The 19506-nt window shown below is 59.5% G+C and carries 19 protein-coding genes; 11 read left to right on the top strand and 8 right to left on the bottom strand.

Features of this window, described 5'->3' with window-relative positions:
* Position 1: 1 nt before the first annotated feature.
* Complete coding sequence (locus RGM3321_RS28490) at positions 2 to 676, bottom strand: DUF6515 family protein (protein ID WP_347880975.1); 675 nt, start codon at positions 674 to 676, stop codon at positions 2 to 4.
* Here RGM3321_RS28490 and RGM3321_RS28485 point away from each other — a divergent pair.
* A complete protein-coding gene (locus tag RGM3321_RS28485) occupies positions 668 to 1213 on the top strand; it encodes a hypothetical protein (protein ID WP_347880974.1) in 546 nt (181 codons plus the stop codon). The genes RGM3321_RS28490 and RGM3321_RS28485 overlap by 9 nt on opposite strands.
* A gap of 348 nt (positions 1214 to 1561) precedes the next feature.
* Positions 1562 to 2041: an Lrp/AsnC family transcriptional regulator gene (locus tag RGM3321_RS14745; protein WP_002555305.1), complete on the top strand. Its 480-nt coding sequence runs from the start codon at positions 1562 to 1564 to the stop codon at positions 2039 to 2041.
* Between the two features lie 12 nt (positions 2042 to 2053).
* Here RGM3321_RS14745 and RGM3321_RS14740 read toward each other — a convergent pair whose 3' ends face one another.
* From RGM3321_RS14740 to RGM3321_RS14725, 4 genes are all read right to left on the bottom strand, one after another.
* Entirely contained in the window at positions 2054 to 2686 is a 633-nt protein-coding gene (locus RGM3321_RS14740) for a pseudouridine synthase (protein WP_005732205.1), read from the bottom strand.
* Between the two features lie 65 nt (positions 2687 to 2751).
* Positions 2752 to 4215, bottom strand: a complete 1464-nt coding sequence (amn, locus tag RGM3321_RS14735; RefSeq protein ID WP_244393665.1) for an AMP nucleosidase — start codon at positions 4213 to 4215, stop codon at positions 2752 to 2754.
* Positions 4216 to 4267: 52 nt separating this feature from the next.
* Positions 4268 to 5917, bottom strand: a complete 1650-nt coding sequence (locus RGM3321_RS14730; RefSeq protein ID WP_244393664.1) for an acyl-CoA dehydrogenase family protein — start codon at positions 5915 to 5917, stop codon at positions 4268 to 4270.
* A 124-nt stretch (positions 5918 to 6041) separates the two neighbouring features.
* Positions 6042 to 8036 (bottom strand): 7TM diverse intracellular signaling domain-containing protein, encoded by a 1995-nt coding sequence (locus RGM3321_RS14725; protein WP_244393682.1) that lies wholly within the window; start codon positions 8034 to 8036, stop codon positions 6042 to 6044.
* Positions 8037 to 8407: 371 nt separating this feature from the next.
* On the opposite strand from RGM3321_RS14725, the gene RGM3321_RS14720 reads away from it, so the two are divergent.
* The 4 genes from RGM3321_RS14720 to RGM3321_RS14705 all read left to right on the top strand — a co-directional run bounded on the left by RGM3321_RS14720 (position 8408) and on the right by RGM3321_RS14705 (position 12132).
* A complete protein-coding gene (locus tag RGM3321_RS14720) occupies positions 8408 to 9205 on the top strand; it encodes a hydroxymethylpyrimidine/phosphomethylpyrimidine kinase (RefSeq protein WP_244393663.1) in 798 nt (265 codons plus the stop codon).
* 23 nt (positions 9206 to 9228) lie between these two features.
* Positions 9229 to 9846 (top strand): thiamine phosphate synthase, encoded by a 618-nt coding sequence (gene thiE / locus RGM3321_RS14715; RefSeq protein WP_244393662.1) that lies wholly within the window; start codon positions 9229 to 9231, stop codon positions 9844 to 9846.
* 157 nt (positions 9847 to 10003) lie between these two features.
* Positions 10004 to 11287 carry a glutamate-1-semialdehyde 2,1-aminomutase gene (gene hemL / locus RGM3321_RS14710; protein ID WP_244393661.1) on the top strand — a complete coding sequence of 428 codons (1284 nt, stop codon included), beginning with the start codon at positions 10004 to 10006 and terminating at the stop codon, positions 11285 to 11287.
* Between the two features lie 296 nt (positions 11288 to 11583).
* Positions 11584 to 12132 (top strand): tetratricopeptide repeat protein, encoded by a 549-nt coding sequence (locus RGM3321_RS14705; RefSeq protein ID WP_244393660.1) that lies wholly within the window; start codon positions 11584 to 11586, stop codon positions 12130 to 12132.
* 33 nt (positions 12133 to 12165) lie between these two features.
* Here the strand turns inward: RGM3321_RS14705 and RGM3321_RS14700 are convergent, their stop codons facing one another.
* Positions 12166 to 12492, bottom strand: a complete 327-nt coding sequence (locus RGM3321_RS14700; protein WP_003376591.1) for a DUF1820 family protein — start codon at positions 12490 to 12492, stop codon at positions 12166 to 12168.
* A gap of 130 nt (positions 12493 to 12622) precedes the next feature.
* Here RGM3321_RS14700 and miaB point away from each other — a divergent pair, with 130 nt between their 5' ends.
* The 5 genes from miaB (at position 12623) to lnt (ending at position 18040) form a co-directional block, all read left to right on the top strand.
* Positions 12623 to 13951, top strand: a complete 1329-nt coding sequence (gene miaB / locus RGM3321_RS14695) for a tRNA (N6-isopentenyl adenosine(37)-C2)-methylthiotransferase MiaB (RefSeq protein ID WP_244393659.1) — start codon at positions 12623 to 12625, stop codon at positions 13949 to 13951.
* 176 nt (positions 13952 to 14127) lie between these two features.
* On the top strand, positions 14128 to 15150 hold the full coding sequence (locus RGM3321_RS14690; RefSeq protein WP_004666280.1) for a PhoH family protein: 1023 nt from the start codon (positions 14128 to 14130) through the stop codon (positions 15148 to 15150).
* Positions 15143 to 15643, top strand: a complete 501-nt coding sequence (gene ybeY / locus RGM3321_RS14685) for an rRNA maturation RNase YbeY (RefSeq protein WP_002555317.1) — start codon at positions 15143 to 15145, stop codon at positions 15641 to 15643. Before RGM3321_RS14690 ends, ybeY begins: the two co-directional genes overlap by 8 nt.
* Positions 15644 to 15648: 5 nt before the next feature.
* Entirely contained in the window at positions 15649 to 16491 is an 843-nt protein-coding gene (locus RGM3321_RS14680; RefSeq protein WP_002555318.1) for an HlyC/CorC family transporter, read from the top strand.
* Between the two features lie 28 nt (positions 16492 to 16519).
* A complete protein-coding gene (gene lnt / locus RGM3321_RS14675) occupies positions 16520 to 18040 on the top strand; it encodes an apolipoprotein N-acyltransferase (RefSeq protein ID WP_244393658.1) in 1521 nt (506 codons plus the stop codon).
* A gap of 48 nt (positions 18041 to 18088) precedes the next feature.
* Here the strand turns inward: lnt and RGM3321_RS14670 are convergent, their stop codons facing one another.
* The gene (locus RGM3321_RS14670; protein ID WP_244393657.1) at positions 18089 to 18859 is read right to left on the bottom strand and encodes a YdcF family protein; all 771 of its coding nucleotides are present in this window, start codon (positions 18857 to 18859) and stop codon (positions 18089 to 18091) included.
* A gap of 106 nt (positions 18860 to 18965) precedes the next feature.
* A complete protein-coding gene (locus tag RGM3321_RS14665; RefSeq protein ID WP_244393656.1) occupies positions 18966 to 19295 on the bottom strand; it encodes a hypothetical protein in 330 nt (109 codons plus the stop codon).
* Positions 19296 to 19506: the final 211 nt, after the last annotated feature.

The raw sequence follows: 19506 nt of genomic DNA, 5'->3' as shown, positions 1-19506 counted from the left end.
GTCAATTGGCGCTGACGTTGTAGCCACGCCCTGCCAGACAGTCGCCCATCGAACGACGATAGGCATCGACCAGATCCGGCGGCGGCTGGCCGCTGACATTGGCCGGGTCGAAGCCGCTCTGCTGCGCAGCCTGCAAGTAGCACTGATAGTGATCAAGTTCGACCTGTTGCGGGCTCTGGCCATTGGCAGGGTAGGCAACCGGATCGTAGCCATTGACCTGCTGTCCAGCAGGGGCCTGATACATCGCCTCGTTCTGCGGCGGGTTGACCACCACGTAGTCCTGACTGTCAGGCTGGTAGGCGTAATACGTACCGGCTGCCAGAAACAGCAGGCTGCTGCCGATCCATACTTCCTGCGAGTAGGACGGTAGTCTGCTGACACGCACACCGTAAGGCGGTGTCACCACGACATAACGCGGGCCTTGCGGGCGATACCAGTAGCCACCCGAGTAGTAGTAGTCCTGACCACGATAGGGAATACGCGAGTAACCACCCGGTACGCGATCTATCGCATAGCCAGGCCGATATTGCGGGCCTGGCCCCCAGCCATTGCCGTGCCCGTCGGGACGCCCTTCCCAGCGGTCATTGGGGCGGCCATTACCGGCCTGCCAGTTGCGGTTGTTGCCGCGCGGGATGTCCTGATAATAGCCCTGACGCGGCGGCTGGGTTTGCCACACTTCTCCGGGACCACCCTGGATCGGCAGGTTGTTCTGGCTTTGGCGCAACTGCTGGCGCTGCTGGTTTTGCTGCTGCTGAATCTGACGCTGCTGATCACGTTGTTGCTGGTCGATCTGCTGTTGCTGCTGACGCTCGACGTTGCGCTGCTGGATCTGCTGTTGCTGGATCTGCTGCTGTTGCTGGCGCTCGACCTGACGCTGCTGGTTCTGCTGTTCCTGAATCTGGCGTTGCTGGTTGATCTGCTGCTGGTTGATCTGTTGTTGCTGCTGACGCTCGACCTGGCGCTGCTGATTCTGCTGCTGTTGGATCTGACGCTGCTGATTATTCTGTTCCTGGAAGCGCTGTTGTTGCTGACGCTGCTGCCCGTTTTCGCCAGAGCTGTTGTAAAGCTGATTGCGCGGCGAATCATCACGTTCGTCGGCCAATGCCTGAGCGCTGATGCTCAGACACAACAGACTTACACCCGCAAACTGCCAGATGCCAGATTTCATGCTTTCCTCACTAGAGCGCGGGTTGACGTCATTAAGACTGTTTAAGCGTAGCGCCGTTCTGCGCACTTTATCAGCAGACAAAGAAAAGGGGACCAAATGGCCCCCTTGAGATACTTCGCCCTGGCGCAACGCTTTTGACGTTGGCTCACCTCATGCCGTCTTCTGGACAGTATGCAGCCCGGGGGCCTGGCACACCCTGTTGGGTGGGAGGCCGCGACTGGCCTGATTCGGCGAGTCGCGCTGGACGCTGTGTCCGGGCAGTGATTCTGGTTAAAAGAATAGGCCTGAGGCTAAGGCAGAGGATTGCTAATATTGCGGATTAAAACATTACTTGCGCAATTTTTGACTTCAGATGAATAATCCAGCGCAATTGAATTGATAAAGGGGTGCATCGTGAGCAAGCTCGACAGATACGACCTGAGCATTTTGGCTGAATTGCAACGGGACGCACGCATATCCAACCAGGAATTGGCCGAACGCATCGGTCTGTCACCCTCGCCCTGCTCGCGCCGGGTCAAGCAACTGGAGGACGACGGTTACATCGTGCGCCAGGTGGCCCTGCTGGATCGCAAGAAACTTGGCCTGAACCTCACCGCCTACGTGCTGATCGGCATGGATCGGCATACGCCCGAGCGCTTCGAGAATTTCGAGCAGCAAATCCGCAACCTGCCTCAGGTTCTGGAATGCAGCCTGGTGACCGGCATGGACGCAGACTACCAACTGAAAGTGGTGGTGCCGGATATGGATCACTACCAGAAACTGCTGCTGGGCCATCTGACGCGGATCGAGGGCGTGACCAGCGTCAAGTCCAGCTTTGTGCTCAATCAGGTGCTGGCCAGCACCGAAATGCCGCTGACCCACTTGCGCAACTGAGCCTGCTCGACCTCACAGCTTTGCGGCGACTTCCCGGTATTGGCCTTGATCCAGGCCGTCCAGCGTCCAGTCGCCAATTCTGACCCGCACCAGCCGCAGGGTCGGTAAGCCGACCGCAGCAGTCATGCGTCGCACTTGCCGATTACGCCCTTCCTTGATCACCAGTTCCAGCCAACTGGTCGGTACGCTCTTGCGAAAGCGCACGGGCGGGTTGCGCGGCCACAGTTGCGGTTCATCGAGCTGCCGCGCCTCGGCGGGCAAGGTCGGGCCGTCGTTGAGCTGGACACCGTCGCGCAACTGCTGCAACTGCTCATCGGTCGGCTCACCCTCGACCTGCACCCAGTAGGTCTTGGCCAGTTTGTGTTTCGGGTCGGCGATGCGCGCCTGCAACTGGCCGTCGTTGGTCAGCAGCAATAAGCCTTCACTGTCGCGATCCAGTCGTCCGGCCGGATAAATGCCGGGGATCTTGATGAAGTCCTTGAGCGTGGCGCGCCCTCCTTCGTCACTGAATTGAGTCAGCACATCGAATGGCTTGTTGAAGAGGAACAGCTTCGGCTCGGCCGGTGGCGCTTTGGCGACACGCCGGGCAGCGCCTGCCGGATTGGAGGCAGGACGGCGGGAAACGGGGCGTTGGGTGCGGGACATGGGAATTTGGCAATCAAAAAACAGAAAGGGCCACTTTAGTGGCCCTTCGTGCAAATACCAATCTATTAACGGAACGGCGGCTCGTCGAAGCTGCGCAGTTTGCGCGAGTGCAGCGAGTTCAGCTCGGTGCGCAGCAGGTCCAGCGCGGCGATACCGATCTTCAGGTGCTGGCTGACCGCACGTTCGTAGAACGCATTGGCCGAACCCGGCAGCTTGATTTCACTGTGCAACGGCTTGTCGGATACGCACAGCAACGTGCCGTAAGGCACCCGCAGTCGATAACCCTGAGCGGCGATGGTGCCACTTTCCATGTCGACCGCCACGGCACGCGACAGGTTGATCAATGGACGTTCCTGAGCCCAGCGCAGCTCCCAGTTACGGTCGTCATAGGTCAACACCGTGCCGGTGCGCAGGCGCTTCTTGAGCTCTTCGCCGCGTTCGCCGGTGATCTGCGCCGCCGATTCCTGTAAGGCCAGTTGCACTTCGGCGAGCGCCGGAATCGGGATATGCGGCGGCAACACGCGGTCGAGAATGCCGTCGCGACGCATATAGGCGTGGGCCAGTACGTAATCGCCGATGGTCTGCGACTGACGCAGGCCGCCGCAGTGACCAATCATCAGCCAGCAATGCGGACGCAGTACCGCCAGGTGATCAGTGATGTTCTTGGCGTTGGACGGGCCGACGCCGATGTTGACCAGGGTCACGCCATGGCCGTCTTCGGCGATCAGGTGGTACGCAGGCATCTGATAGCGGTGCCAGACCACGCTGGCGACGATGGCCTGGGCTTCATCCAGGCTCATGCTCTTGTCGACCACCACATTGCCCGGTAGAACCATACGCACGAAACGCGGGTCTTCGCGGAGTTTTTCCAGCCCGTGCAGGATGAACTGGTCGACATAGCGGTGGTAGTTGGTCAGCAGAATCCACGGCTGCACATGACGCCAGTCGCTGCCGGTGTAATGCACCAGACGGCGCAGCGAGAAATCCACCCGCGCTGCATCGAACAGCGCCAGTGGCAGCGGGTCGACATTGGCCCAGTCATAAAGGCCGTCGGCAATGCCATCGGTCGCAGCCGACAAGTCGGTACTCGGGAATACCCGCGCCAGCGCCGCTGCGGTAACACCGGTGCCGGCCAACTCGTCGCCCTGCTCGACCACGTAAGGATAAGGAATGCTCTGCTCGCTCATGCCGACTTCGACCGTCACGGTGAAATCTTTCATCAGCGGGACAAGTTGTTCGAGCAGGTACTTTTTGAAGGCCTTGGGCTGCGTGACGGTAACGCTGTAAGTGCCCGGCAGCTGTACCTTGGCGTAGGCACGAGTGGTTACCGGCACTTCGCCCTGGCATTTGTAGACCAGGCGCAGTTCCGGGTAACTGAATTGCGCTCGCTCCTCGGCAGTGGGCTCAACGCGGTCTTTCAAGTAGCGCTTGAGCGCCTGACTCAGCGCACTGGTCGCGCGTTCATGCAGCTCGGCGAGCCGCTCTACGGCCTGTTCAGCGGTGTCGACAACAACAAAGGCTTGGGTCACGATTCATGTCCTGTCTGATCTTGCAGACGTGCATCGTAACGGGTTCGCGTGCTCATGCCACCTGTGGCGAGGACCTGAGCAGTAATGTTTCGACATCGACACTACGCGGCAATGTGCCATACACCCGCCCGCCAGAGGCTATCCGCCCTGCGATAAAGCCATCGCTGACCGCGGCATTGCCCGCTTCCAGCAACAGCTTGCCCTGCAAGGCGACGGCAATGTCCTCGGTCAGTTGGCGGGCGCGGTACTGAATGTCGCTCGTGTCCTGAAACGCAGTTTTCAACGCAGCTATATGCGCCGCCAGATGCCGGTCGCCGTGCCCATCGCCCAGTTCATCGAACAACGCATCGAGCGCGCCGGGTTCTTTGGACAGGGTTCGCAGCACATCCAGGCATTGCACATTGCCAGAGCCCTCCCACGTGGAGTTGACCGGGGCTTCGCGGTACAGCCGGGGCAGAATGCTGTCCTCGACATAACCGGCACCGCCCAGGCACTCGGCGGCTTCGTTGATCATGGCCGGGGCGCGCTTGCAGATCCAGTATTTACCCACTGCCGTGACCAGACGGACAAAGCGTTTTTCGTGATCATCATCGAGGTGGTCCAGCGCACGACCCATGCGCAGGGTCAGGGCCAGAGCAGCCTCGCTTTCCAGCGCCAGATCCGCCAGCACGTTCTGCATCAACGGCTGCTCGGCAAGCAACCTGCCGCTGACCGCCCGATGCGCGCAATGATGCGTAGCCTGCGTCAGCGCCTGACGCATCAAGGCGCTGGAGCCAATCATGCAGTCGAAACGGGTCATGGCGACCATTTCGATGATAGTCGGCACACCGCGCCCTTCCTCACCGATCATCCACGCCAGCGCGCCGCGGAACTCGACTTCACTCGATGCGTTGGACCAGTTGCCGAGCTTGTTTTTCAGACGCTGGATATAGAACTCGTTGCGGGTGTCGTCCGGCCGGTGGCGCGGCAGCAGAAAACAGCTGAGGCCCTTGTCGGTCTGCGCCAGGGTCAGGAACGCGTCGCACATCGGTGCCGAGCAGAACCACTTGTGTCCGACCAGTTCATAAGCCTGGCCGGGGCCACCTGCGCCCACTGGAAATGCGCGCGTGGTGTTGGCACGCACGTCGGTGCCGCCCTGCTTCTCGGTCATGGCCATGCCTATGGTTGCGCCGTTCTTGTGCACAACGCCCACGTTGCGCGGGTCGTAATGCGTAGACAGCACCTTGGGCAGCCATATTTCAGCCAGGTCCGACTGCAGCCTGAGTGCGGGAACACTGGCGAAAGTCATGGTCAGCGGGCAGCCGCTGCCAGGCTCTGCCTGCGTGTGCAGATAGCTCATGGCAGCGCGCGCCACATGAGCACCGGGTTGTGGATCGGTCCACGGCAGCGACGGGATGCCGTGCTCGATGGCCGCGCTCATCAACTGGTGGTACGCCGGGTGAAACTCGACCAGATCGATACGGTGTCCGTAACGGTCATGACTGGCGAATGCAGGCTTGTTCTGATTGGCCAGAAGGCCCGCCTCCATCAGCGGACCGCCTGCAAGGGCACCGTAAGCGTCAATGCGCGGTTGCGCCCAGCCCGCACCGAAGCGGCTGCTCCACTCCTGAAGCGGCACGTCGATACGGTAGAGGTTCGCCCCGTCCAGCGGTGGCGGTTGATTGGTAACTTCGTGGGTTTCGGCGAATTGATTCAGGTTCATGAGTCATCTCCTGCCTGTGTGCACGCGCAACATGCAGACAGTGAATCATGCGCCCGACACTTGCAAAAGTGCCGTAGCCGCCGAAATCTCCGCGCTTTTACTGATGCGCGTATCAAACGACGGTTTATATACCCCACTGGGCCTTGAGCTCTGGGGCTCTGCGCACTGCGCCCGGTACAACCATCAGCATCGGGACGTTCAAGGTAAAGCAGCTGCCCTTGCCTGGCTCGGAACGATGACTCAGCTCGCCACCCTGCAGCTCGACCAGTTTCCGGCAAATAGCCAGACCGATGCCCAGCCCGCCGTATTCGCGGGTCATGGAGCCGTCGACCTGAAAGAAGTGTTGATACAGTTGGGCTTCGTCCAGTCGGCTGAAACCGATGCCGCTGTCCATCACTTCAACCCGCAGGTACATACGCTCCAGGTCCTGCGGGTGCCCGCTGAAGCGCACTTGCACCGCGCCCTTGCGGGTGAATTTGATCGCGTTGTCCACCAGGCACTCGATGCACTGGTAGAGCTTGTCGATGTCGCCACGCAGGTACGGCGGCAGCTTATCGTCCAGATCGAGCGTCAAAATCAGCCCCTTGGACTGAGCTGCGCCCAGGAAGCGATTGCGTAGCCTGTCGGTGAGGTCCTCGGGCGAAAAGGCATTGCAATCGGCATACAGCACACCGGCTTGAAGTTCGGTGAGGGTCAGAATGCCGTTGATCATGCTCATCATGTCCCGCGCGGAACTGGCAGCCGTTTGCTGATACATCTCCAGCTCGTCATCCATATCGAGTGTCTGCATCACTTCCAGCGACCCGATAACGCCGTTCATCGGCGTGCGCAGCTCATGGGTAAGCGTGGCAAGGAACTCATCTTTCAGCCGGTTGCTGTTGGCCAGTTGCTGGTTGAGACGCTCCAGATCCCGACCTGCCGCCAGCAGCGTTCCCGCCTGCTGGCACCGGGCATGGTTGATACGGTCGGCAAGCGCCATGGAAAGGAATGCCATTTCCAGCACCGTGCCGATGTGCGAGGCGTACATGGTCAGGAAGGTGTTAGGCAAATAGCCCAGCAGCATCAGCCCGAAGATCAACCCGCTGACCATGAAGACCGACCAGGCCAGCACAAAATAGCGCCCTACCCGCTCGCCTTTCATGATGGCGACAATGCCCGCCAGGTAGATCGTCACGGCCCCTGTCATGACCAGTTGAGTGGCCCCGCGCAGGGCTGGCCCGTAGCCCAGGAACAAGGCCATGCCCATCACCAGCACAGCAGCGCCGACGACCATCAGCAGCAAGCGGTCCAACCAGCGCGCCAACTGTGCCGTCCCCAGAAAACTGCGCGAAAACTGGCAAGCGAACAGCGTGGCCAGCGCCATCAGAAAGGGCGTCGACGCATTTGCCCACCAGGGGTTGTCGGGCCACAGATATTCAATTGCGACGCCGTTGATCGACATCTGGTAAAGCCCGAACGAGGCGACATACAGCAGGTAATACAGGTAATCCACCTCACGGACGCTGAGGTAGATGAACAGGTTGTAGACCAGCATGCCCAGCAGCACGCCGTAGATCAGCCCGAAGACGTAAACCTTGGTGGGCTGCGCCTCGAGGTAGGCGTGAGTAGACCAGAGATTGAGCGGTGCCTGGACCGACCCTTCACTGCGTATGCGCATGTACAGGGTTCGCGTCTGGCCCGGTGGCAGGTCCAGCTGGAAAAGGTAGTTGTTCTGGGCGAACTGGCGGCTGGAGAACGGCAACATGTCGCCGGTCTGCCAGGTCAGCGTTGGCTGCTCATTGGCGTCTGGCGCATAGAAATCAACGTGATCCATTGGCGGGTAAGCCAGTTCCAGCAACCAGTCATTATGGATTTTGGCATCGACAGGACGGTACTCAAGCTCAATCTTTAGCCAGAAAGAGGAGCGCGAATAACCGGCATTGAAGGTTCCGGCAGGCACAGGCCGAAAGGCACTGGCCCCGACTGCGGAGCTGACGCTTTCAATGGTCGCATCGCCGGTCGGGTCTTCGAATACCTGAATGGCACGACCCAACGGCAGAAAACGAGTGTTTTCATCAAACTCGACTGCATGACTCTGCAACGGCAGCCAAAGAGCCAGAATGATCAACAGATAGCGCATTGAAGCCCCAAGGTAGGTCGTCGCGTTCAATCCATCCATTGATTACGACGTCCCGCAATTTTCTGTCCTTGAAACAGGCTAATGATTCAAACAGACCATTGAACGTAGGGATAACCCGGCAGACATCGGTATAAAAACGATGCAAACCGTCGGTAATCGGTCTGACCACACAAGCATAGCCGCTAATAGCGTAAAGACAGTATCGCGATAAAAATCAAGGCAATAGCTCTACATCGGCTATTTCAGGCCAAACATGAGTGTTTTTTTGCAGGTTTGTCGAATCTGCGGCAGTTGCCAACAGACCATCACCAGCAAGAAAAACCCGGCACCCCGAGCGGCCCGCGAAAGGTTTAGTGATAAGCTCGCGCACCATGAATATCTATAGCTCCCGCCCCGTTGTCCTTTGCCTCTCCGGCCACGACCCTAGTGGCGGTGCCGGTATGCAGGCCGATATAGAAGCCCTGCTCGCCCAAGGCTGTCACGCCGCTCCGGCGATTACTGCGCTCACCGTGCAAGACACTGTAGATGTCAGTGATTTTCGCGTGCTCGATCGCGAATGGGTCATGGCACAGGCTAATGCCGTCCTCAACGATTCGAGCGTAGCCGCCGTCAAGCTGGGCATGCTCGGTTCGCTGGAGATGGTCGACACGGTCGTAGACCTGCTACTCGCTCACCCGCACTTGCCAATGGTCTGCGACCCGGTACTGCGCGCGGGTGGCGGCGGACGGCTGGGCAGGGACGAAGTCGGCTACGCCATGCGCGAACGGCTGCTGCCATTGTCGACCATCGCGACCCCCAATCTTCCGGAAGCACGCATTCTTGCGGAGCTGCCTGAGGGTACTGCGGACGAGTGCGCCGACAAGCTACTGCTGTTTTGTGAATATCTGTTAATCACTGGCGGTCATGGTGACGAGCAGCAAATCCATAATCGTCTTTATGTGCGTGGCGGCCAGACCCACACTTTCATTTGCGAACGTCTACCCGGCAGCTACCACGGTTCAGGCTGCACACTGGCCAGCGCACTGGCCGGACGTATTGCTCAGGGAGAAGAACTGGTCAGCGCGGTAAAATCGGCGCTGGACTATACCTGGCGTACGCTCAGGGACGCCGAACAGCTGGGCCGCGGGCAATTTGTACCTCGTCGGTTGCCGCTGGATTTTTGCTCGTAACACATCGCCATGAGGCTCGATTAATGAAACTACGTGGCCTGTATGCCATTACCGACAGCCAGTTGCTGTCCGGCAAATTTCTCTCGTACGTCGAAGCTGCGCTGGATGGCGGCGTGACGCTGCTGCAATACCGCGACAAGACCAGTGACGAGTCCCGTCGTCTGCGCGAAGCGACCGAGCTGCTCAAACTCTGCGAACGCTACAAGACGCGGCTGATCATCAACGATGACGCCGAACTGGCGGCGCGTCTGGGCGTGGGTGTGCACTTGGGCCAGACCGACGGCTCGTTGCCGGATGCGCGTGCCCTGCTGGGGCACAAGGCGATTGTCGGTGCCACCTGTCACGGCAGCCTGGAACTGGCCGAGCAGGCAAAGGCTGATGGCGCGACGTACTTAGCATTTGGCAGGTTCTTCAACTCCCTGACCAAGCCCGGCGCACCCGCAGTACCGCTGGACCTGATTGCTCAGGTGCGTGCCAGGGTTCACTTGCCGATTGCCGTGATCGGCGGCATCACCCTGGAAAACGCCCCGCAACTGGTCGAACACGGAGCAGACCTGCTCGCCGTGGTACACGGCCTGTTCGGCGCTGAAAACACTCAGGAAGTGACGCGCAGGGCACGTGCATTTAAAGCGCTGTTGTAGAGCGAAACCGTTGTGGGAGCGCAGCATTTGATATAGTGCGCGTTCCTGCGCCTTCTCTGGCTCATGCCACCCAATAAAGCAGCCCACCCTGAAGCTGCCCGCCTCGGCTGACCCCAGCGTAGACACGAATTCCCCGTTTCAAAGCAGAGACCCGATCATGTCCCGTTCCGAAACACTGTTCGCCAACGCCCAAAAACACATCCCCGGTGGCGTTAATTCGCCGGTTCGTGCTTTCAAGAGCGTGGGTGGCACGCCGCTGTTCTTCAAGCATGCTGCGGGCGCTTACGTGACTGACGAAGACGACAAACGCTATGTTGATTACGTGGGCTCCTGGGGGCCGATGATTCTTGGCCATAGCCACCCGGAAGTGCTCGATGCCGTGCGCAGCCAGCTGGAACACGGCCTGTCTTACGGTGCACCGACGGCCATGGAAACCGAAATGGCCGATCTGGTCTGCGAACTGGTACCGTCCATGGAAATGGTTCGCATGGTCAGCTCGGGCACTGAAGCGACCATGAGTGCGATCCGTCTGGCCCGTGGTTTCACCGGCCGCGACAGCATCATCAAGTTCGAAGGCTGCTACCACGGTCACTCCGACAGCCTGCTGGTCAAGGCTGGCTCCGGTGCCCTTACCCTGGGCGTACCCAGCTCGCCTGGCGTACCGGCGGCGTTCGCGAAACATACCCTGACCGTGCCCTTCAACAACCTCGACGCCGTGCGTGACCTGTTGGCTGAAGTGGGTCAGGAAGTGGCGTGCATCATCGTCGAGCCCGTTGCTGGCAATATGAATTGCGTGCCGCCTGCGCCTGGTTACCTGCAAGGTCTGCGCGACCTGTGCGACGAGCACGGCGTGGTGTTGATTTTCGATGAAGTGATGACCGGTTTCCGCGTAGCCCTCGGTGGCGCACAGGCTTACTACAGCGTGACGCCCGACCTGAGCACTTTCGGCAAGATCATCGGTGGCGGTATGCCGGTCGGCTGCTTTGGCGGCAAACGCGAAATCATGTCGCACATTGCACCGCTTGGCCCGGTCTATCAGGCGGGCACCCTGTCGGGTAACCCGTTGGCGATGGCTGCCGGCCTGACCACCCTGCGCCTGATCAGCCGCCCGGGCTTTCACGACGAATTGAGCGACTACACCCGTCGCCTGCTTGAGGGCCTGCAACAGCGCGCCGATGCAGCAGGCATTGCGTTCGTGACAACCCAGGCGGGTGGCATGTTCGGCCTGTACTTCAGTGAAGCCCCTGAGATCGTAACGTTTGAAGACGTGATGACCAGCGATGCCGAGCGTTTCAAACGTTTCTTCCACTTGATGCTGGAAGGCGGCGTGTACCTCGCGCCGAGCGCGTTCGAAGCCGGTTTCACCTCTATTGCCCACGGCGATGCCGAGCTGAAACTGACGCTCGATGCCGCGGAAAAAGCGTTTGCTGCGCTGAAATAAGCTCGTCAGACTCACCCGCGCCGGGTGTCATTGAACCGGCGCGAGTGATGCCTGTGAATGAAACGGAACGCTAAGTACGTATTTTGCTTCTACAATGCAGGGCGGATGCTGCAAACACAGGTCACTGGAAGTGTTGTTTCAGGTAATGCCCCTGTAAAGAAGGGCGTTTTCAACGCCGTGCAGCAGAAAATCCGTAAAGACTTTGTAAGGTTGGCTCTGCTTATTTCATAATGCGCAGCCAGCACGTTTAGCTGGCCGGGCATGCCCGCACCTTTTTCAGAGGTAAGTCGACTCCCATGAACCGCACCGGCCGCGCCCTTGTATTGGGCTGCCTGTTGCTTGTCTATCCCCTGCTGGCGACTGCCGGCGGCAACTCGTTGTTAATCCCGGCGATGGGTCGTTGCACCCTCAATACCCAGCCAGAGAACCTGCCCGCTGCGCTTGAAGCGTGCCAGCAGGCCGCCAAGGGTGGGGATGCGCAGGCGCAGTACGAGTTGGGTGAGTTCTATTACGAGGGCAGAAATGCACCTCGCGATTTGCCGCAGGCGCTGAATTACTTCGAGCAGGCCTCATTGCAGGGCCATGCCCAGGCGCAGTATCAACTGGGCTTGATGTTCAGCCGTGGCGAAGGGGTGCAGGCCAATAACATTCAGGCGTATATCGTGCTGAAGATGGCCGCAGTCAATGGCTCGGAAGAGGCGCTGGACGCTGCCGACGAGGTGTCGGCAAAAATGCAGCGCGACGAACTGGAAGTTGCCACCCAGGTACTGGGGAAGATCTTCCGCAAATACCTGCTTGAACTGCAGACCGCCGAAGGGCGCAGCCCCTTCTCTCCGCTGCCCTGACCAGCAATAGCTCAGGGCACTCGCGATTCAGACTTACTTTTCCGGCATCGGCATGGGAAACGGCATTACGTTGCTGGTGCCACGCGCTTCACTGATCTTCGGCACGCCCATGCGCTCGACTTCGTCGATGCGCACAATCGAATGCATCGGCACAAAACTGCGCACCACGCCTTCGAACTGGGCCTTGAGCTTCTCTTCGCTCGGGTCGACCACAACCGTCGTGCGTTCGCCGAAAACGAATTCTTCAACTTCCAGAAAGCCCCACAGATCACTTTGATAGATCTGCTTGGCGTACATCTCGAACACCTGTCCCTGGTTAAGGAAAATCACCTTGTAGATTGGAGCTTCGCGTTTGGTCATAACGGGCGGGTAACGATCGGAGATGAAAAAGGGGCACGGACTATAGCATGTCCATCGGACAGCCAACGCTAGGAACCCGAGCCCTTCATCCTTATAATGCTCGGTTCACTGATACGGTTGATGAGCACGCATGGCCAAGAAGCTTTATATCGAAACCCACGGTTGCCAGATGAACGAGTACGACAGCTCGCGCATGGTCGATCTGCTGGGCGAACATCAGGCTCTGGAAGTCACCGCTCGCGCGGAAGACGCCGACGTGATACTGCTCAATACCTGCTCGATTCGCGAGCGCGCTCAGGACCGGGTGTACTCCCAGCTTGGCCGCTGGCGTGAACTGAAGCTGGCCAATCCCGAGATGGTGATCGCTGTCGGGGGCTGCGTTGCCAGTCAGGAAGGCGCAGCCATTCGTGATCGCGCGCCCTATGTGGACGTGGTGTTCGGCCCCCAGACCTTACATCGCCTGCCGGAAATGATCGACGCAGCGCGTATCACCCGCTTGCCGCAGGTCGATGTCTCGTTCCCGGAAATCGAAAAATTCGACCATTTGCCCGAGCCTCGCGTCGATGGCCCGAGCGCTTATGTGTCGGTGATGGAAGGCTGCAGCAAATACTGCACGTTCTGCGTGGTGCCCTATACCCGTGGCGAGGAAGTCAGCCGGCCGTTTGACGATGTGCTGGGCGAAGTCATCCACCTCGCCGAAAACGGCGTGCGTGAAGTCACCCTGCTGGGGCAGAACGTCAACGGCTATCGCGGCACCACCCACGACGGCCGGGTTGCAGATCTGGCGGACCTGATCAGAGTGGTTGCTGCGGTCGATGGCATCGACCGTATTCGCTACACCACCTCGCACCCGCTGGAGTTTTCCGACAGCCTGATTCAGGCCCATGCGGAGGTGCCGGAGCTGGTCAAACACCTGCACTTGCCGGTGCAGTCGGGCTCCGACCGCATTCTGGCGGCCATGAAGCGCAACCACACCACGCTGGAATACAAGTCCCGCTTGCGCAAGCTCAGGGCGGCCGTGCCGGGCATCAGCATCAGTTCCGACTTCATCGTTGGCTTCCCCGGCGAGACCGAAAAAGATTTCGACAACACCATGAAGCTGATCGAGGACGTGGGTTTCGACTTCTCGTTCTCGTTCGTCTATAGCCCGCGCCCGGGCACGCCCGCCGCAGATCTGAAAGACGACACGCCAGAAGCCCTCAAGAAAGAGCGCCTGGCCGCGCTGCAACACCGCCTGAACCAGCAGGGTTTCGAGATCAGCCGGCAGATGGTGGGCAGCATCCAGCGCATTCTGGTAACCGACTATTCGAAGAAAGACCCTGGCGAACTGCAGGGCCGCACCGAGAACAACCGGATTGTGAATTTTCGCTGCAACAACCCGAAGCTGATCGGGCAGTTTGCCGACGTACACATTGATGATGCGCAGCCTCACTCTCTGCGTGGCTCACTGCTACAGTAAACCTTGAATGTCGCCGCAGAAACGAATCGCCGAATGAATTCGGTTCTGCGCGGTCCCTACCATTGAGCACGGTGAATCCCTGGCGCGGCCTTTAACACGGCAAAGCTTTCACACAACCAGCGCCAGGGGTATTCTTCAATACATCTCAATTGCCGCCGGACGGCCATTAAACGACCTTGAACGCACCCATAGAACCTCATCGCTTCACCCTCGAGCCTTTCGAGGCCCATCGTTTCGCCAACCTGTGCGGGCAACTCGACGAGCACTTGCGCCTGATCGAGCAACGCCTTGACATCGAGATCCGCAATCGCGGCAATCAATTCGAGCTTATTGGCGACTCAAAACAAAATCACTCCGCCGAGAATCTTCTGCGCCGCCTGTACCGGGAAACCAAAGGTACCGAGCTGACGCCGGACATGGTCCACCTGTTCCTTCAGGAATCAGGTGTGGACGGCCTCGACAACCACCCTGCCGCCGAAGTCGGCGTCTCGCTGCGCACCAAAAAGGGCATGATTCGCCCGCGCGGCCTGAACCAGCAGCGTTACGTCAAGGAAGTCCTCAGCAACGACATCAACTTCGGCATCGGCCCTGCGGGTACCGGCAAGACGTACCTGGCGGTTGCCTGCGCGGTGGATGCGCTGGAACGCGAGCAAATTCGTCGCATCCTGCTGGTGCGCCCGGCGGTCGAAGCGGGCGAAAAACTGGGCTTCTTGCCCGGCGATCTCGCCCAGAAGATCGACCCGTACCTGCGCCCGCTGTATGACGCGCTGTACGAGATGCTCGGTTTCGAATACGTCGCCAAACTGATCGAGAAGCAGGTCATTGAAGTGGCACCGCTGGCTTACATGCGCGGACGCACCCTTAATAACAGCTTCATCATTCTCGACGAGAGTCAGAACACCACTGTCGAGCAGATGAAGATGTTCCTGACCCGTATCGGCTTCGGCTCTACCGCCGTGATCACCGGCGACATCACCCAGGTCGACCTGCCCAAGGGCACCCGGTCGGGGCTGACGCATGTCATCGATGTGCTCAAGGACGTGCCGGGCATCAGCTTCACGCATTTCAAACCCAAGGATGTGGTTCGCCACCCGCTGGTGCAGCGCATTGTCGAGGCCTATGAGCGTTTCGATGATCAGCTCAGCGACGGTTCGTCGGGCAACAACAGTTACCCACGGGACAAGAACCGCGATGCTTGAGCTGGACCTGCAGATTGCAAGCGAAACAAGCGCCCCCGACGAAGCCCGATTCCGCCTATGGTGTGAAATGGGCTTGCGTCAGCGCAGTGCCGATTCCGAGCTGACCATCCGCCTCGTCGACGAAAACGAAGGGCGCGAGCTCAATCACACCTGGCGACATAAAAATTACGCTACAAACGTGCTTTCATTCCCGGCGGATGTTCCAGACGACATGCTGGACATCCCGTTGCTGGGCGACCTGGTCATCTGCGTCCCGGTGGTCAACCGCGAAGCCGCTGAACAAGGCAAGTCCGTTGACGCGCACTGGGCACATATGGTCATTCATGGCTGCCTTCATCTGCTGGGTTACGACCACATCGATGATGAAGAAGCCGAAGAAATGGAAGCACTGGAACGAACGTTGCTTGAGGAGCTGGGCTACCCCGATCCTTACGCCGAAGATGAAAGTGCCGACCACCCCCATTCAGACACACCAAGCAAGGACCACGAGTAAGGGCTATGAGCGAAGACCGATCGAGCAACGGGCAAAAGTCATGGTTGGGTAAACTGACCCAGGCCTTTGTCCATGAGCCGAAAAACCGCCAGGAGCTGCTTGAGCTGCTGCGCGAAGCCCACCAGAACAAACTGCTGGACAGCGAAGCGCTGGCCATCGTCGAGGGCGCCATTCAAGTGGCTGACCTGCAAGTACGCGACATCATGGTGCCGCGCTCGCAGATGATCAGCATCAAGGCGACCCAGACACCCCGTGAATTTCTGCCTGCGGTCATCGATGCTGCGCACTCGCGCTACCCGGTGATCGGCGAGAGCCACGATGACGTACTCGGCGTGCTGCTGGCCAAGGATCTGCTGCCGCTTATCCTTAAAGCCGACGGCGACAGCGACGACGTCAAGAAGCTGCTGCGTCCGGCTACGTTCGTGCCCGAATCCAAGCGCCTCAACGTGTTGCTGCGCGAATTTCGCGCCAACCACAACCACATGGCGATCGTCATTGACGAATACGGCGGTGTGGCAGGTTTGGTGACCATCGAAGACGTGCTGGAACAGATCGTCGGCGATATCGAAGACGAGCATGACGTCGAGGAAGACAGCTATATCAAACCACTGCCCAGCGGTGACTTCCTGGTCAAGGCCCTTACGCCGGTCGAGAATTTCAACGAATTCTTCGACAGTGCGTTCTCCGACGACGAGTTCGACACCGTGGGCGGCCTGGTGATGAATGCCTTCGGCCATCTGCCCAAGCGCAACGAAATCACTGAAATCGGTGCATATCGTTTCCGCATCCTGAGCGCTGACAGCCGCCGCATTCATTTGCTGCGCGTGACCCCCATTTCACGTCCGTAAACACTTGATGCTGTTTTAAGGAATCTACATGCGCTGGATAACCCGCCCCGGCTGGCCCGGTAACCTGCTGGCCCTGGCGGCTGGCGGGCTCACGACCCTGGCCCTGGCGCCATTCGACTTCTGGCCGCTGGTGCTGGTATCGGTGGCCCTGTTCTATCTGGGGCTGCGCGAGCTGAGTCCGCGCCAGGCACTGGCTCGCGGCTGGTGTTATGGCTTTGGCCTGTACGGCGCTGGCACCAGCTGGATCTACGTCAGCATCCATACCTACGGTGGTGCTTCGGTGCTGCTGGCCGGGCTGCTGATGCTGCTGTTCATCGCCGCCATTGCCCTGTTTTTCGCCCTGCCCGCCTGGGTCTGGGCGCGCTGGCTACGTCGCAACGAAGCGCCGCTGGCCGATGCACTGGCGTTTGCAGCGCTATGGCTGTGGCAGGAGGCATTTCGCGGCTGGTTCCTTACCGGTTTCCCGTGGCTCTATTCCGGTTACAGCCAGCTTGACGGACCACTTGCCGGGCTCGCCCCGGTCGGCGGTGTATGGCTTATATCGTTCTCCCTGGGCCTGACTGCTGCACTGCTGTGCAACCTGCACCGCTTGCGGGCACGCAAATCGTTTCTGGCGACGGGCGTGGTGCTGTTGCTGGCGCCGTGGATTGCAGGCCTGGCACTCAAGGATCATGCCTGGACATCACCGTCCGGCCTGCCGCTTAAAGTCGCGGCGATGCAGGGCAACATTGAACAAAGCATGAAATGGGACCCGCAAAAACTCAATGATCAGCTCGCGCTATACCGGGACATGACCTTCCGTTCGCAGCAGGCTGACCTTATCGTCTGGCCGGAAACCGCCGTACCGGTGCTCAAGGAAAGCGCAGAAGGCTATCTGGCGATGATGGGCAAGTTCGCATCGGACCGCGGCGCTGCGCTGATCACCGGCGTGCCGGTGCGTGAACCGACCGGGCGCGGCGAGTATCGCTATTACAACGGCATCACGGTTACCGGCCAGGGCGACGGCACCTACTTCAAACAAAAGCTCGTACCATTCGGTGAGTACGTGCCACTGCAGGACCTGTTGCGCGGGTTGATTTCCTTCTTCGACCTGCCGATGTCGGACTTCGCCCGGGGCCCGAACGACCAGGCGCTGTTGCAAGCCAAGGGTTATCACATTGCGCCGTTCATCTGCTACGAAGTGGTCTATCCAGAGTTCGCCGCAGGCCTGTCGGCGCAAAGCGATCTGTTGCTGACCGTGAGCAATGACACCTGGTTCGGCACCTCGATTGGTCCGTTGCAACACTTGCAGATGGCCCAGATGCGCGCCCTTGAAGCGGGCCGCTGGATGATCCGCGCCACCAACAACGGAGTGACAGCGCTGATCGACCCATTTGGCAGGATTACGGTACAGATTCCGCAGTTCGAACGCGGCGTGCTGTACGGCGAAGTGGTGCCGATGCACGAACTCACGCCCTACCTGCGCTGGCGCTCATGGCCACTGGCAATTGTCTGCCTGCTGCTGTTCGGCTGGGCATTGATGGCCGCACGGATTGCCAAAACCGTCTGATTGCATGAAGCCGGTATCGCCTGTTTTCAGGCGATACCGGTTAAAGAGTCAGTGGCTGTCCGGGTAGATCCACGGATAGACCAGCCAGCCTGCCGCTTCGTTAATCAGCACTCCGCTTTGCGTGAACACCCGACTTTCAGGCAGCCAGCCACCAAAGGGTCGGGCGTTGTCGACACCGAGAAAGCCGACCGGCGCACTCACCACGGTAAAACCCGCCTGTTCGAAACTCCAGCGCGCTCGTGGCATGTGCCAGGCCTGCGTGACCAGCACCACGCGCTTGATACCTTGCGGTTGAAGAACCGCAGCGGTCATTGTCGCGTTTTCCCATGTTGTACGGCTCAGCCCTTCCTGCCAGCGTACCGTCACACCAAAATCATCGTGCAGCGCCTGCGCCATGATCGACGCCTCACTGGGCGGCTGGTCAAAGTGCAAACCACCGGTGGTCAGTATTGGCAGTCCGGACGCTTTCGACAACCGTGCCGCCAGACGCAGCCGCTCCAACCCAAACCCGGTCGGTGTATCTGCGCCCCACGTCGGCGAATTGCGCTCACGGCCGTTGCCCAGCACCACAATGGCGTCCGCCTGCTGCGCTAGTGTTGCCCACTGCTGCTGCGGCAAGGGCGGGATCCGCTCCATTTTACGGGCAGCAAATTCCACCGCTACCGGCAGGCTCATCAGCCACAGCCCGCCAAGACCGACGGCAAAAAATGCCGTTGCCAGGCGCGGACGGGAGCGACGCAACCACCAGCCAAGAATGAGCAGAACAAACAGGATACCGGGCGGCAACAGGAGGGTTTTGAGCAGGTAGCGCAAAGGCATCGGGACATCTCCATGGATGTCCGCAGCCTAGAATGTTTGAAGCCAGGCGACAACGCCTGAAGTAAGCAGGCCCTTCGCCTGCGCGCAGAAGCGAGATTTTAAGTACTTAACTGTTGCGACCCAACCGTGCCAGGCCCTTGCCTCGTCGCCTGTCTTTCAGCCAGATGATAGTCGCTGACGCTCTGGACGGCCTGCCGAGATCCGGCTGGAAGACCAAGCGCTCCCTGGCAGCGACGTCCGCAGCCCTCAGGCCTTTTTCCAGATAGGCTTCGATCAATTGAAACTCGGCACGGCTCAGGCCCTTGAGTTCAAGCTCGGCTGGCGACTCGTTTCGGAGCCTAACTGAAGTACTTGCCGTCTCGAGCGCAAGCCCTAGACGGTCGATCAGTCGTTCATACAGCTCGGACAGGCTTACAACATGCTGCACCTCGGTCATCCGCTCACCTCATCGAAGATAGTCATCACCCTCGAAATTGAGCTTAGCGCTGCTGTGCAAACCGGCATGGAACTGCGACCAACGGGCAGATGGGCCTGTCAGCCGGGTTTTGAGCCCTGCGAGGCGCAATCAGGGTTTCCCTCGATAGACAGCCCTCATGTATGCTACTGCGCTTCCTGTAATTCCACTTCCGTGCTCTTGAGCCCGAACG

The sequence above is a fragment of the Pseudomonas sp. RGM 3321 genome (genome assembly GCF_022836805.1).
GTDB lineage: Bacteria > Pseudomonadota > Gammaproteobacteria > Pseudomonadales > Pseudomonadaceae > Aquipseudomonas.
This window is presented reverse-complemented; position numbering and strand designations above follow the sequence as displayed.

Bases quoted from the DNA above. Each gene is read 5' to 3' on its own strand.
- RGM3321_RS14740 (WP_005732205.1), bottom strand. From the start codon at position 2,686: ATGTCCCGCACCCAACGCCCCGTTTCCCGCCGTCCTGCCTCCAATCCG.
- RGM3321_RS14730 (WP_244393664.1), bottom strand. From the start codon at position 5,917: ATGAACCTGAATCAATTCGCCGAAACCCACGAAGTTACCAATCAACCG.
- RGM3321_RS14725 (WP_244393682.1), bottom strand. From the start codon at position 8,036: ATGCGCTATCTGTTGATCATTCTGGCTCTTTGGCTGCCGTTGCAGAGT.
- RGM3321_RS14720 (WP_244393663.1), top strand. From the start codon at position 8,408: ATGAATATCTATAGCTCCCGCCCCGTTGTCCTTTGCCTCTCCGGCCAC.
- thiE (WP_244393662.1), top strand. From the start codon at position 9,229: ATGAAACTACGTGGCCTGTATGCCATTACCGACAGCCAGTTGCTGTCC.
- hemL (WP_244393661.1), top strand. From the start codon at position 10,004: ATGTCCCGTTCCGAAACACTGTTCGCCAACGCCCAAAAACACATCCCC.
- RGM3321_RS14705 (WP_244393660.1), top strand. From the start codon at position 11,584: ATGAACCGCACCGGCCGCGCCCTTGTATTGGGCTGCCTGTTGCTTGTC.
- RGM3321_RS14700 (WP_003376591.1), bottom strand. From the start codon at position 12,492: ATGACCAAACGCGAAGCTCCAATCTACAAGGTGATTTTCCTTAACCAG.
- miaB (WP_244393659.1), top strand. From the start codon at position 12,623: ATGGCCAAGAAGCTTTATATCGAAACCCACGGTTGCCAGATGAACGAG.
- ybeY (WP_002555317.1), top strand. From the start codon at position 15,143: ATGCTTGAGCTGGACCTGCAGATTGCAAGCGAAACAAGCGCCCCCGAC.
- RGM3321_RS14680 (WP_002555318.1), top strand. From the start codon at position 15,649: ATGAGCGAAGACCGATCGAGCAACGGGCAAAAGTCATGGTTGGGTAAA.
- lnt (WP_244393658.1), top strand. From the start codon at position 16,520: ATGCGCTGGATAACCCGCCCCGGCTGGCCCGGTAACCTGCTGGCCCTG.
- RGM3321_RS14670 (WP_244393657.1), bottom strand. From the start codon at position 18,859: ATGCCTTTGCGCTACCTGCTCAAAACCCTCCTGTTGCCGCCCGGTATC.
- RGM3321_RS14665 (WP_244393656.1), bottom strand. From the start codon at position 19,295: ATGACCGAGGTGCAGCATGTTGTAAGCCTGTCCGAGCTGTATGAACGA.